General features: G+C 41.2%; 10 protein-coding genes. 8 read left to right on the plus strand and 2 right to left on the minus strand.

The features are described from left to right. Nucleotides 1-34: 34 nt before the first annotated feature. The 8 genes from QZ076_RS12310 (at nt 35) to QZ076_RS12345 (ending at nt 14,284) form a co-directional block, all read left to right on the plus strand. On the plus strand, nt 35-1,657 hold the full coding sequence (locus QZ076_RS12310; protein ID WP_293713607.1) for a RagB/SusD family nutrient uptake outer membrane protein: 1,623 nt from the start codon (nt 35-37) through the stop codon (nt 1,655-1,657). 78 nt (nt 1,658-1,735) lie between these two features. After that, entirely contained in the window at nt 1,736-3,100 is a 1,365-nt protein-coding gene (locus QZ076_RS12315) for an alpha-L-fucosidase (RefSeq protein WP_293713608.1), read from the plus strand. A gap of 144 nt (nt 3,101-3,244) precedes the next feature. Continuing rightward, on the plus strand, nt 3,245-3,829 hold the full coding sequence (locus QZ076_RS12320) for a sigma-70 family RNA polymerase sigma factor (RefSeq protein WP_293713609.1): 585 nt from the start codon (nt 3,245-3,247) through the stop codon (nt 3,827-3,829). A gap of 78 nt (nt 3,830-3,907) precedes the next feature. Further along, entirely contained in the window at nt 3,908-5,122 is a 1,215-nt protein-coding gene (locus QZ076_RS12325) for a FecR family protein (protein WP_293713610.1), read from the plus strand. 109 nt (nt 5,123-5,231) lie between these two features. Continuing rightward, complete coding sequence (locus tag QZ076_RS12330; protein WP_293713611.1) at nt 5,232-8,534, plus strand: TonB-dependent receptor; 3,303 nt, start codon at nt 5,232-5,234, stop codon at nt 8,532-8,534. Between the two features lie 23 nt (nt 8,535-8,557). After that, nucleotides 8,558-10,138, plus strand: a complete 1,581-nt coding sequence (locus QZ076_RS12335) for a RagB/SusD family nutrient uptake outer membrane protein (protein ID WP_293713612.1) — start codon at nt 8,558-8,560, stop codon at nt 10,136-10,138. Between the two features lie 125 nt (nt 10,139-10,263). After that, on the plus strand, nt 10,264-13,563 hold the full coding sequence (locus tag QZ076_RS12340; protein ID WP_293713613.1) for a DUF5107 domain-containing protein: 3,300 nt from the start codon (nt 10,264-10,266) through the stop codon (nt 13,561-13,563). A 157-nt stretch (nt 13,564-13,720) separates the two neighbouring features. Then, the gene (locus tag QZ076_RS12345) at nt 13,721-14,284 is read left to right on the plus strand and encodes an RNA polymerase sigma-70 factor (RefSeq protein WP_293713614.1); all 564 of its coding nucleotides are present in this window, start codon (nt 13,721-13,723) and stop codon (nt 14,282-14,284) included. Between the two features lie 2 nt (nt 14,285-14,286). On the opposite strand, the gene QZ076_RS12350 is transcribed toward QZ076_RS12345, so the two are convergent. Together QZ076_RS12350 and QZ076_RS12355 are read right to left on the minus strand one after the other, a co-directional pair. After that, nucleotides 14,287-14,739, minus strand: a complete 453-nt coding sequence (locus QZ076_RS12350) for a GNAT family N-acetyltransferase (RefSeq protein WP_293713615.1) — start codon at nt 14,737-14,739, stop codon at nt 14,287-14,289. Nucleotide 14,740: 1 nt separating this feature from the next. Beyond that, a complete protein-coding gene (locus tag QZ076_RS12355) occupies nt 14,741-15,121 on the minus strand; it encodes a VOC family protein (RefSeq protein WP_293713616.1) in 381 nt (126 codons plus the stop codon). Between the last annotated feature and the right edge of the window lie 56 nt (nt 15,122-15,177).

Here is a 15,177-nt window from a genome sequence, read left to right on the forward strand (position 1 = left end):
AGTATATTGTAGAATAATTAAAATTAAAAACAGAATGAAAAAAGTATATTATATTGCAAGCTTGTCTTTACTACTCGGGTTTTCTGCATGTAACAACGATTTCATGGATTTATACCCGGAAGATAAGATCAATGACGAGACTTATTGGAAGACAGAAAGTGACTTGAAAAACTTTGCCAACCAGTTTTATACTACACTGGATAACACCGGAGCCTATGGCAACGACAATGCATCTGATAACCAGGCGCATCAGACAAAAGACGATTTCATCTGGAGCGATTATACCGTTCCTACTGCCGGCGGAGGCTGGTCTAAGAGTGACTGGGCAAACATCCGAAGCTGTAACTACTTCCTGACACGTTATCATACGGTTGAAGGAATAACGGAAAACATCCACCGGTATGTCGGTGAAATCTATTTCTTCAAGGCTAAATTTTATTACGAAAAAGTACTTCGTTTCGGTGACGTACCCTGGTTGACAACAGACCTGACCACTTCTTCGGAAGAGCTATACAATCCACGTAATGACCGCGGAACGGTTATAGACTCGATCTGTGCCTGCCTGGATAAAGCGAGTGAGTGGCTACCGGAAACAATGACAGATACCCGACTTAGCAGATACTCCGCTTTAACGCTGAAATCGAGAGTTTGCCTGTTTGAAGGAACCTGGAGAAAATACAGAAACATGGAAAATGCAGACAAATATCTGCGTGCCAGTGTGGAAGCTTCTGAAAAAATCATCAACAGCGGTAACTTCGATATCTATTCAACCGGAAATATCCTGGATGATTATCATGCTTTGTTCAACCAGCAGGATTATACGAATAATAAAGAAGCAATCTTCTTTGCCGCCTATATTACAGACAAACGTATGAACAACCGTCCGCGTACCGTTCGTGAAGCAGGTACCGGTATGACCAAAGATTTCGTGGAATCATTCTTGTGTACAGACGGTAAACCAATCGGATTAAGTAATCTTTATAAGGGAGATACTAAATTCATGGATGAATTTGAGAATCGTGACCCACGTCTGAAACAATGTGTGTATACTCCTGATCGCCCTATTGCAATCTTAGCCGACGGCTCAGAAGAATATGAAAATTCACCGATCTTCAACAATCTGACTTTCACCGGTTATCGTTTATATAAAATGTATTCTCCGTTGGCCGAAGACAATGAATATATTAAATGTACGCTGGATGATCTGATCTACCGTTATGGTGAAGTACTATTGAACTACGCAGAAGCAAAAGCCGAATTAGGTGAATGCGATCAGGCTGTACTGGACAAAACGATCAATAAACTGCGCGATCGTGTAGGCATGCCTCATCTGACGACCAATGTAGGATTTACCGACCCGAACTGGCCTAACTGGGAAGTCAGTATTTCTCCACTACTCAACGAGATCCGCCGTGAACGCCGGGTAGAATTGGCTTGCGAAGGTATTCGATGGAACGACTTGTGTCGGTGGAAAGCAGGTAAATTGCTCGAAAACCAGAAAACATACTTAGGACCACGTGATCCGGAAACCGGAAACTATCGTATTTTATATGGAAATATGACCCGTAAATGGTACGACCGTCTGTACCTGCGTCCGATACCGACCGACGAATTCACTTACAATCCTAATTTGTTACCACAAAACCCGGATTGGTAAGCAGTAATAATGAGCCAATAAATTAATTGGCTCATTATTTTTCACTATACTTGTATCTGAAATTAATCTGACTCAATCATGAAAAAAACATTTGTAGGATTATTAACAGTTCTATCTGTCCTCATATCCTGTTCACCCAAAGAGACAACGAAGGTAGTTACTCCCAATGCCCGGCAACTAGCCTGGGCGGATGCAGAAGTGGGAGTCCTGATCCATTTCGACATGCCGGTTTATCAACCGGATTATAATTTCAGGAAGTGGGGGACACATCCGGACGCTTCCATTTTCAATCCGACAGACTTAAACACCGATCAATGGTTGGAAACGGCCCAGAAGTTGGGAGCTAAATATGCAGTACTTGTTGCCAAACATTGTAGCGGCTTCAGCTTGTGGCCGACAGAAGCACACGATTACAGCATCAAACAATCTCCCTGGAAAAATGGTGAAGGAGATATTGTTGCCGATTTTGTCGCTTCCTGCAAAAAATATAACATCAAACCGGGTATTTATGCCAGCACCACGGCCAATGGTTATCTGTATGTAGATAATCCGGGGATTGTTCAGGAAGGAGGTCCGGTCAGCCAGGAGGAATACAATAAGATCGTAGCACAACAACTGACCGAGTTATGGAGTAATTACGGCGAATTGTTTGAAATATGGTTCGACGGAGGCGTACTCTCCAGGGAACAGGGCGGTGCAGACGTGTTATCACTAGTTCAAAATTTACAGCCCAACGCTATTGCTTTCCAGGGCCCTTATGGACACCCGAATCTGGTCAGATGGGTTGGCAACGAAGAAGGTGTTGCCCCTTATCCTTGCTGGGCGACAGCCGACTCAACAACAAATGCTGATGGCACCCGTGTTATCAATGGGTTGAATGGTGATCCTTTTGCCCCCTTCTGGTGTCCGGGAGAATCTGATTTCACTTTACGATGGAACCGCTCTTTCCAGGGTGGCTGGTTTTGGACGGCCGGACAAGACAGCATGATGTTTACCATCCCTGAGCTACTCACTAAATATGAAACCAGTGTAGGAAGAAATACAAATATGCTTTTAGGTTTGGTTGTCGATAATAAAGGTCTTATCCCTGAAGCCGACGTCCGTCAGGTCGAAGCACTTGGCCATGAGATTGCACGCCAATATGGTACACCGCTCCAACAAATAGCAGGTACCGGATCAGAATACACCATTTCTTTCGATAAACCGACCAGTATAAACCGTATCGTCATACAGGAAGATATATCCAAAGGTGAACGGATATTGAAATATTTACTGAAAGGTAAAAAAGGAAATGAATGGATCGAGTTATCTTCGGGCAGCAGCATCGGACATAAACACATTAACAGATTTGGCTCCCGAACAGTTGAAGCGATAAAATTAGTTGTGACCGAATCGAAAGCGGATCCTCAGATAATAAACTTCTCAGTATTCGAAACACTCTAAATAATTTTGAAATTAAAGGCCTTTGAGAAAACATTCTATCAGAGGCCTTTATTTATCCCCAAAGCTTTTTTATTTCTCATAAACGATAAGCCGAACCTTTGATTTTAGCATAATTGTCTTATATTTGCTACACAAAACACAGGTATGCAAGTAGATGAAAGTAAAATAAAATGGCGTCAATTTGTTTCCGGCGATAACGAATCGTACAGCTGGATATACACTACTTATATACAAATATTATACCGGTACGGTCTTCGCTTTACTTCCGACTCTGAAATCATAAAGGATTGTATACAAGAAGTTTTCACTTCGCTGTATAAAAACAGGAATACTCTTATCACTCCTGATAATATCAAAGTATATTTATTCGTTTCATTGAAAAACTGCCTTATACGCACTCTATATAAGGAATCTCTTTATGACCGGGAATTACCGGAAAATATCCAGTTTTCATTAGAATCTACGGTAGAAGAGGATTTTATCAATAATGAACAATACGCCAATCAGCAGAAAAAGATCAATAATATCCTTGCCCTTTTAACTCCCCGGCAAAAAGAAATTATTTATTATCGCTTTATCCAGGAATTAAGTATGGATGAAATATGCATATTGATGAACCTAAATTACCAGTCTGCACAAAACCTGATCCAGCGTTCACTCAAAAAAGTAAGACAAAATTACGATTCAATTGAAGTATTCTTATTAATACTCGCTATATCATTAAAATAAAATATTTTCTAAAAATTTCTTTTTTAAGTGAGTATAAAAAAAGAACTACTGTATCCTTATTGCAAAAGCACCCCCGATATGAATAAGGATTATACAAAATATAAAGCCCATCAGTTGTTGAATGATGATTATTTTCTGGAATCGGTATTGCATCCGACTGCTCAGAACCATCAATTCTGGCAACAACTTCAGGACGAAAACGAATCCTTTAGGCAGGAGATGCAGATTGCACACTCTTTCCTGAAAAATATAAGAACATCTACAGAAGCACCTTTTTTACCGGGAGGAGAACAAAAAGAGCTTTGGAAACGTATTCAGACAGCGAATAATCAGTATGACTTAAAGAAACGCCGGACCAGTTTCCTGAAAATAACAGCAGTAGCAGCCGTGTTTTTACTAGCCATATTTACCTATGGATGGTATAGCATATATTCCAATAAATCCGAAATTAATTATGAAGCGATTATCGAATCGATACCCTCAACGGATGATCCTTCGGAAAATGTTCAATTAATCCTTTCTGAGAACAAAAAGCTCTCGATTGAAGGAAAAGAGACTCAACTCGAATATAATGAAGAAGGAAGTATTAGCGTTAACTCACAAGATATAGAAGTTGGGAAAGAAAAACAAAAAGAGAAAGAAGTTCAATCTTTCAATCAGTTAATCGTCCCTGTCGGTAAACGTTCATTCGTCACTTTTGCAGATGGTAGTAAACTATGGGTAAATTCCGGTTCGAAAGTTATTTATCCGAATAAATTCTCAGATCATAGCCGGGAGATCTTCGTTGAAGGTGAAATTTATCTGGATGTGGTTCATGACGAAAAACGACCGTTTATCATAAAGACAAAAAAAATGGAAATCAGAGACCTCGGGACGCAGTTCAATGTCTCAGCCTATGAAAACGAGCCCAACAGTAATGTCGTACTGGTAGAAGGGAAAGTGGAAGTACAGGTAAAAGGACGTAAGAAAAATACGCTCAATCCGAACCAGTTGTTCACGTACGACAATTCTAACGACAAGATTTATACTTCAACTGTTAATACCCAGGATTATGTTGCCTGGAAAGATGGCTATTACCAGTTCAAGCACCAAAAGATGAATATTGTACTCGAAAAACTTTGTAAGTACTATGGGGTTAAAATCCAATGGGACGATAAAGTCAGTGAACTAACTTGTAGCGGTAAACTGGATTTGAAAGATGATCTGGACAAGGTATTCAAAGCACTCCGGAATGCTGCCCCGATTGAAATAGTGCAAACAAATGAATCTATAAACATCATTGTTAAACCTTAAAATTCAGATTAATATGGGACCTTAAATTAAACTGGGTAAAAGTCTAGGACTTACCCATTATCAAATCACTAGCATTAAACCGTATTATAAACTTAAATCGTTACAGAATATGAATAAGAAAACCAGGTTTAGTCAAGGGAAAACCAAACAAAAAAGACTAATACGCGCCATGAAGATTTTTTTACTTTTTGCGTTTTTAACCGTCGGATCATGCTTTGCCTCAGAAACATATTCTCAGGAAGCATCATTCTCCATCAACTACAATAATAAGACAGTTAAAGAAGTTATTAATGAAATAGAAAATAGCAGTGAGTTTATTTTCTTTTATCTCGACAAATCGATCGACTTGAACCGCAAAGTATCTATCAATGCTAAAAACAAAAAGATAGATGACATACTCGACCAGTTATTTTCCGGCACGGAAAATAACTATTCCATATCTGACGGTCAGATAATCATATCAAAGAAAGAAGTACCTGTAAACACTGAAACAAATCAGAAAGGTACTCGTACAATTTCAGGTACCATAAGGGATAACATGGGACCGATAACCGGAGTTAATATCCTTGTCAAAGGGACCACTAACGGAACAATTACTGATTTAGATGGAAAATTCACATTGGAAAATGTTCCGGCAAATGCTATTCTGCAAGTGTCGTACATCGGCTATCTGCCACAAGAAATCGAAATAAACAACCAGACATTGTTCAACATTGTATTAGAAGAGGACAATCAAGCTCTTGACGAGGTTGTAGTCGTTGGCTACGGTACAGTCCGTAAAGCAGACTTGGCCGGGTCTGTATCCGTTTTGGATAGCAAATCATTTAAAGACCAACCGATCAAACAGGTCTCAGATGCATTGCAAGGACGCGTATCAGGTGTTCAGGTACAGAATAGTGGTGTACCAGGCGGTACGGTTAAGATCCGCGTCCGCGGTTCAGGTTCTATCAACCGTAGCAATGATCCGTTGTATGTAATCGACGGCATTGTTCGTGAAAGTGGTCTGACAGGATTGAACCCGGAAGACATTCAGTCTATGCAGATTTTAAAAGATGCATCTTCTACGGCTATCTACGGTTCGCGTGGAGCCAACGGGGTTGTTTTGATTACGACAAAAACAGGTAAAGCCAACACACGACAGGTGATGTTCGATGCACAAATCGGTGTCGGCACAGTCGCTAAACGTTATGACACGCTGAATCCATATGAATTTGCTACATTATATAATACTTATAGAGCCAATACATTCTCTTCCGATCAATTGTCTGCTTTTCAAAATGGAACGGCAGGTACAGATTGGCAGGATGAGATTTATAAGACAGGTATTACGCAAGATTACAAACTGACATTCTCCGGAGGTAGCGATAAAATTCAATATTTAGTTTCCGGTAACTATGTAGGACAAGAAGGCGTTATTATTGAGAATTCAAACAAACGTTATCAAGCTCGTGCCAATATCACCTCTCAAGTACTGGATTGGTTGCATGTTACCGCTGACGTGAATGCATCTCATAATGTGAGAAAAAGCGGAGATTTCAATGCTGGAAAAAGTAATATAATAAATGTAGCAATGAACTATTCTCCAGTACTCGGTATTTTAAATGAAAATGGTACATATACCCGAGATCCATACAGTGCTTTGACCCAAAATAATCCGGTGGGAATATTGAGAGAACAAGTAGGAGAAACTCTTAACGATATTGTCAATGCCCGCATCGATTTAAAATTTGATATTCTCCCTGGATTAACATTTACAACTAGTAATGGTGTAGATTATAATGATCAGAAAGGATATTCATTCTCAACCAAAAAGGTTACTAACAGCAATAACGGTATGGGAAATAGTGATGCTTACCGGATGACGTTACAAACGACCAACAATTTGACTTATCAAAACAAATGGGGTGACCATGCTCTTACTGCAACAGCTGTTTACGAGGCAACTCAGTCTGAATATCGTTATATGACACTAAACGGTTCCGGTTTATTGACCGAAAGTGTTGGTTGGTGGAATGTTAATATGGCTTCCAGCCGTACTTCAGACAACAGTTATTCTAAATGGGCATTGATGTCAGGTGTAGGCCGCGTGATGTATAACTATAAAGACCGTTATATGTTGACAGGGACAATCCGTGCCGATGGATCTTCCAAATTCTTTGATGATAAGTGGGGATGGTTCCCATCTATCGCTGCTGCCTGGTCTTTAAGCAATGAAGATTTTATGGAAAATCAGAACATATTCCAGGATTTGAAAATTCGTGCTAGTTACGGTTTAATCGGTAGTCAGGCTATTAATCCATATGCGACGTTAGGATTGATGTCTAAAGCGATGTATGCTTTCGGAGGTGCTTCTCAATACACTGGTTATTGGGTAGGAACAACAGTGGCTACTCCGAATTTGTCATGGGAAACAACACATCAATTGGACTTAGGCATAGACTTTTCCGTGTTGAATCACCGTCTGAATATCTCATTTGATTATTTTGATAAGAAAACAAAAGACGGTTTGTTGCAACGCTCTATTCCGAATTATGATGGCGGTGGTTCTTATTGGGTAAATGCGGCTGAAGTAAGCAACCGAGGCATTGACTTTTCTATCAATGCAACAATCTTCGACACTCCTGATTTTAGCTGGAGTTCAACATTCAACGGCACTTATCTGAAGAATGAAGTAAAGGACTTAGGTGGATTAGACTTCGTTTCCGGAATTTCTCCGGCAGCAGGTATGATCCCGACAGATGGTGTGACTCGCGTGGAAGTAGGACAACCTATCGGTGCTTTCTACGGTTACAAATGGACTGGTCTGGATGCTGAAGGCAAAGATTCGTTTGAAGATATAAATAATGATAACATAATAGACAGCAGCGACCGTTCCTTCATTGGGAAATCCACTCCTGATTTTACATTAGGATGGAATAATACGCTCCGTTGGAAAAATTGGGATTTAAATATGTTTTTTACAGGTTCGTTTGGAGCCGACCGCCTGAATTTGGTTCGCTTTACAGGAACTGCTATGACAGGAGATTTCGCTTTCATCACATTACGTGAATACTTGAATAACAACTATGATGTGAAGGGAGTTTCAGCCCGTTATCCCTCAGTTTCTGTTACAGGCAACGATTATCAGTCAGCCTCCGCTTCTACAAAGTTCCTGGAATCTGCAAACTATTTCCGTTTGGACAACTTAAGTTTATCTTATAACTTACCGAAAAAGGTTGCAAAATTCGCCGATCTTCGCTTTACATTCAGTTGCCAGAACTTGTTTACAATTACCAGCTATAAAGGAATGGATCCGGCAGGTATCTCTTTTGTAGATCCCAATAATGGTAGCGTCGATGTAAATGACGGTATTGATTTAGGAGCTTATCCGTTGACTCGTTCTTATACATTTGGTGTTCGCTTGAATTTCTAACCATTAAATAAAAATACAGTATTATGAAAACTAAATATATAGTATATGCTTTAGGTCTGGCTTTACTGTCAACCTCTTGTAGTGATTTCCTGGATGAAGATCCGAAGGGACAATTAACTCCCTCGACGTTCTTCTCCACCCAGGAAGAATTAGATATGGCTACTTATGCTTTATATAATAAGATATGTATGCTCCAAACCAATACCAATCCTACTATTCCCAGCTGGCAGGGTGACGATTTGACTAGCAACCCTGGTAGTAATAAACAAGCTTATGCAGAGGTTGATGCATTCCATCCGACTGATGCTAATAAAGGAATAGAAGCTGCCTGGCAAACCTCTTATACAGCTATTAAGGCTGCCAACTACATTATTTTAAATGCTGAAAAAACTCCTACTACGAGCGAAGAAATCAACATTGCAATCGGTCAGGCAAAATACTGGCGTGCAGTCAATTATTTCTGGTTAGTACGTCGCTGGGGACCTATACCTTTAGTGTTGGATAATGAAGTAAATTATGAACGTCCGCTGGCTTCAGTTGAAGAGGTGTATACTCAAATCGTAAAAGATTTGCAAGATTGTATCGCAATACTTCCTACTGATTACTCTGCAGCACCACGTAAATATGAAGGTGCCAATGTGTACATTACAAAACAAGCTTCTCAAGCGACTTTGGCTGCTGTTTATATGGCAATGGCAGGTTGGCCTCTGAAACAAACGCAATATTATGCTTCTGCGGCAGAACAGGCAAAAGCGGTAATTGACGGTGCAAATGCAGGAACATATGAATACATTCTGGAGCCGGAATATAAATATGTATATGCTCCAAGTCACAATTATACAAATGAAACGGTCGTAGGCATCAACTATTCCCGTGCATTTACGTGGGTTGAAGACTCTCAAATGACAGATAGCAACCTGTTCGAATCGCTCGGTGGCTGGGGTGACGGCTGGGGCGAAATCAAATTCTGGAAAGAATTCCCGGCAGGTCCTCGTAAAGATGCGACTTACAATCCTAAAATTTTGAAGAAAAATACGGCAGGGAATGAATTACTGGATTGGTGGGATAAGGATATACCGGAACAACATCCTATGTTCTGTATCTTTACAATTGGTGAAGACGGAGGAGATTATGATTACACGAAACCAGCCAATACCGGTTGGATGACCAACGATCATCGCCACCGTTTGATCCGCTATTCAGAAGTGTTGCTATGGTACGCTGAAGCACAGGCACGTGCAGATGGAACTCCTAATGCAATGGCTTATGAATGTTTGAATAAAGTACGAGAACGTGCCGGTTTGGAACCAGTATCAGGATTAAACGGTTCTGCTTTCGCTGATGCTGCATTTAAAGAACACGGTTGGGAAGTTGCAGGCTACTGGGTTGGTATGGTAACTCGCCGTGACGACCAGATGCGCATGGAATTGTTGGAACAGACCTTCAACGAACGTAAAACCAATACTCCGATTGAAGTAGCCCCCGGCGTTTCTATTGCAGAAACGGTATTAATTCCTGATGCAACTACATGGCAAGGTGAAAAGTCAATTTATTTACCTTATCCCTCAACAGACAAACAGCAGAATTCAAACCTAACACGTTGAATTGCATTACAAATAAACCTTAGAAAATACTGTCCCGGGAGTGATATCGGGACAGTATTACTCCTCACTCATGTTTTTAATTTCTTTTTTATGTGTACATTCTTAAATAATTAATTATAGCTACCATGAAATCTAAATTCTTACCACTTCTATTATTGTGCACCGGTCCTCTTTGGGGACAGCAAGTTAACATGAAGTCCATAACAGAAAAGATTCCAACTTACCAGATCGGTAGTCCGGAAATCGACCCTATCTTTTTTACTGGCCGCGTTTATCAGGGTGCCGAAGGATATATTTATCCTTATCCCTTGTATGACGTATTGACGGAAGAGAAAACGGAACAGGAATATAATGTGCTCCGTTTAGACAATCAATATGTCGACATCTCTATCCTTCCTGAAATCGGAGGACGTATCTTTGCAGCCGCCGATAAAACGAACAATTATCCTTTCTTTTACACCCAAACAGGAGTAAAACCAGCCTTGATCGGTATGCTGGGGGCCTGGCTATCCGGTGGCGTGGAATGGAATATCCCCGACCATCACCGTGCCAGCAGTTACATGCCTATCAACTGGACAATGAAAGAAAATGAAGATGGAAGCAAGACAATCTGGGTGGGAGAGACGGAATTACGCCACCGACTGAAATGGTCGGTAGGTGTTTCAGTATACCCCAATCGTTCATGGGTGGAAGCTAAAATAAAAGTGATCAATCCAACCCCAATGATCCAGTCGATGCTCTACTGGGCTAATGTATCTGTTCATTGTAACGATCAATATCAGGTAATATTCCCGCCTGATGTACAATTCGGAGCTGATCATCATAAAGTATACTTCACTAACTGGCCGCAAGGAGAAACGACCGTCGGTGATGGGAAAATAGAAGATTTGTCGTGGTGGAAAAATTTCACAGGCAGTTCCCGCTCTATTTTCGCATGGGGAAGTGAAATGTCATTTCTGGCTGGTTACGATTATGGGAAAGATGCCGGAACAGTACACGTAGCCAACCGCCATGTGGTTCCCGGAAAGAAATTCTTTTTATGGGGTAACAATGAAAATGGCGAGATGTGGAACAAAATATTATCGGACAATGACGGGCACTATCTGGAATTAATGGTAGGCGGTTATTCCGACAACCAACCGGATTATAGCTGGATAAACCCAGGTGAAATCAGGGAATTCAGCCAGATATGGTATCCGGTAAAAGGTATCAAAGGTGTTAAAAACGCGACAGACGACGCTGCTGTTAATTTTGAACCGATCGAAGGGAACAACTACCGTGTAGGTTATTGTGCAACCACACTGTATGAGAATGCACGTGTCGTAGTAAAATACAAAGACCAGATACTAATGGATAAACGAATCAACATCGACCCGGATAAATATTTCCTCGATCAGGTATCCGTTCCCGATCCGTCAGATGCCTCAGCATTGTATACCGCACTCTACGATGCAAATGGAAACCTGCTGGTCGATTATCGTCCAATCGTACTGGAAGAAAAGCCGCTTCCTAAAGTTATCGACGGAACCAAACCAGTTAAAGAATACAAAACAAACGAAGAACTCTATCTGGCCGGGTTACGTGTCGATCAATTCAATAATGCACGTCTGGATTACATGGACTTTTATAATGAAGCCCTGTTGCGTGACTCCATGGATGCACGTGTAAACATCGAAGTCGGCAAACATTATATCCGCCAGGGAAAATGGGAGAAAGCGGCATTACATCTAAATCGTGCCCAGGCCCGTTTGTCGCACGACTACACAACCGTTAAAAACACGGAAGCCTTATATTATCTGGGATACCTATACCAAATGACCGAAAATACGGGCAAAGCGATAGACGCCTATTGGGCAGCGACCTGGACCCCCGATTTCAAACATCGTTCCTTCTATGAACTGGCCGTATTAGCGGTAAAAGACAAAAACTATAAACAAGCCATGGACATGATCACCCAGTCCCTTTATGTGGGAGGACGCGATCTTCAGGCTCTAACGTTAAAGGCTTATATCCTCCGGATGCAGGGAAAGAAAGAAGAGGCACAAGAAACAATCCGTTATATCCAACAAATCGATCCGCTGGATTACTGGAGCGCAGCAGAAGCCAGTCTATTGGCCTCCCAAAACACCTCTTTCCTTAATACCGGAACCAATCATAACAGTAAAGGAATCATTGCCGTACAAGAGTTGCTGGAAGTTGTTTCCAACTATATGAAAATAGGAGCTACCGAAGATGCTTTGACATTGCTAAACAGAGCAATAGCTCTGGGAGATCCATATGCATCTTACCCGCTGCTCTATTATTATAAAGCATACAATTTACTGGAACAGAACAATCAGACTGAAGCCATTGCCTGTCTGGATAAGGCCGGATCATTATCTCCGTTGAATAATTATCCTTTCCGTATAGAAGAGATCAACCTGTTTGAGACTTTATTAAAAGAAAGCCCGGACAATTCATTCCTTCATTATCACCTGGGGAATTTACTTTACTATCTCGGACAGAAAGAAGCAGGCCTCGACCACTGGATACGTTCCACAGAACTTAATCCGTCTTTCGCCATTGCCTGTCGTAATGTCGGCTTCGGCTATGGTTGCCTGAATGAACTGGATAAGTCCATGAAGTATTATGATATGGCTATCAAAGCCAATCCGAACGATCCTCTCCTACTGACAGAATCGGATAAGATCTATGAACAAGCAAACATATCGGCAGATATGCGATTAAAACGACTGGAATCTCATCTGAAAACAGTAATGAAGCACGATGATGCCGTGATGCGCTTGCTCACACTGTACAATGCAGCCGGCCTGTATGACAAAGCGATAAAAATACTTGACAGCAGACATTTCCATCTATGGGAAGGCGGTGGACAGGTTCACGATATCTATGTGGACTCGCATATGCTGAAAGGAATGAAGCTATTGAAAGGGAAACGTTACAAAGAGGCTATCGACGAATTCGACTTGGCAAACCAATATCCTGTCAATCTCGAAGTAGCTCCTTCACCAAAAGGTGGATATGAAGCAAAAGTTTATTACCTGACAGGCGTTGCTTACGAAGCGATGAATCAGGCGGACAAAGCCAAAGAGTGCTTTGAGAAATCAGCAGATACCGATTTCAGAAACCGGTTGACTGACCTGAACTATTACAAAGTCAAATCACTCAGAAAACTGAACAGGAACGAAGAAGCCGATGCAACTCTGGCAGATATGCAAAAGAGCCTGGAACGTATGCAAACCAACTTGATGGATTCATACGCCAAATTCGGAGAAGCAAACCAGAATGTACAACAAAGTAATATCCTGTATTATTCGGGGCTGATTCATCTCTTACAAAGCAATCCCTCTAAGGCAAACGAGGAGTTCAACCAGGCAATCCAGCTATACCCCGGTAATATCTGGGCCAAACAAATGCGTGAATGACAACTCCTCTTTGATAAATAAAGAATAAACCAAATAAAAGAACGATTCTCTGAAACAATAGAGGATCGTTCTTTTTTATCTATATAGGATTATAAAGGTGAAAAGGAATTTATAACACTATTTTTATTATATTTACGTCGCATTACAAGCCTTAGAAATGGAGAATACAACAGACTTAAAAGCATTCAATCAATTATTCACTAATTATCAAGGCAGATTCATCCGCTTTGCGAATACGTATGTCAGGGATATTGCCGTTGCCGAGGACTTTACGATTGAAGCTTTGATGTATTATTGGGAAAACCGCCATTCACTGGAAGAAAATTCGAATGTTCCGGCCTATATCCTTACCATTATTAAAAATAAATGCCTCAACTATCTTCAGCATCTCCAGGTAAGAGAAGATGTAAACCAACATTTACTGAACCATGCAGAGTGGGAGTTGAACACCCGTATATCTACTCTCGAAGCCTGCGATCCGGGCGAGCTATTCACTGCCGAAGCACAGGATATCGTAAATAAAACCCTGGCCGGCTTGCCGGAACAGACCAGGATTGTTTTTGTCATGAGCCGTTACGAAAACAAATCTCACAAAGAAATCGCAGATGCCCTGGGCATAACTACTAAAGGGGTAGAATATCACATTTCTAAAGCATTAAAGAAACTGCATACCAACCTGAAGGATTATTACCCGGTCTTCCTCTTCTTATTTCTCAACTAAACTCATAATTCTTTTTCCAGTATCAACCGATGACGGCATTGTACGCCATTCTCCCAGATAGGTTCCGGATAGTTTCTGACGAAGTAATCACGATCCAACACTTTCAGGTCAAAACCTTCCTGTTGGTAAAGCATAAGGGGACCCGGAGCGGAAGTTCCAGTACATACTTTCAGACAGGAAAGGTGGTTTGCCGGAGCCCATTCGTCCGATATAAATCGAAGCAGGCGACGTGCTATTCCTCTACGCTGATAAGATTCATCCACTGCCAGATTCATCAGCTCCGCCATATCCACGGTTTGTTTTTGAACAACGGCCACGCCTACTACCCGATCTTCTAGGAGAGCTACAAAGCAATCCGAGGTCTTCAGATAATTATCCACATATTCATGGCTGGGATCTGCCAGTAAAAGCAGATCGTAAGGATAATCTGTCGTTTGTTTGATTTGTATTTCCATATCAGGCAATTATTTCTACAATATTTCCGTCGGGATCGGCCACGGAACCTTCATAGAAGCCATCCCCCGTAGTACGCGGTTCACCGAGAACGGTGTATCCTTCTTTGTGGAACAATTCTATCATATTATCGACATTCTCTTTCGATCCGACAGAAAAGGCGAAATGTGCCAGGCCGATAAACAACCCTTCCCTTTCCTCAGTCACATCCGTTCGCTGCATAATCTCCAGAGAAGCTCCCCCCTCGAAAGTCACGAAATAAGAGGCAAACCCTTTCTTCGGATTCACATACTTATTGTTACTCTTTCCATTAAAATACTTCACGTAGAACTCACGGGAACGTTCAAGTTCATTGGTCCAGATAGCAATATGAGTCAACTGCATAATATAATGTGATTTGATGAACGACAAAGATAAACAAAAAGCCCGGACAGACATTA

It is taken from the genome of uncultured Parabacteroides sp. (assembly GCF_905196875.1).
Taxonomy (GTDB): domain Bacteria; phylum Bacteroidota; class Bacteroidia; order Bacteroidales; family Tannerellaceae; genus Parabacteroides.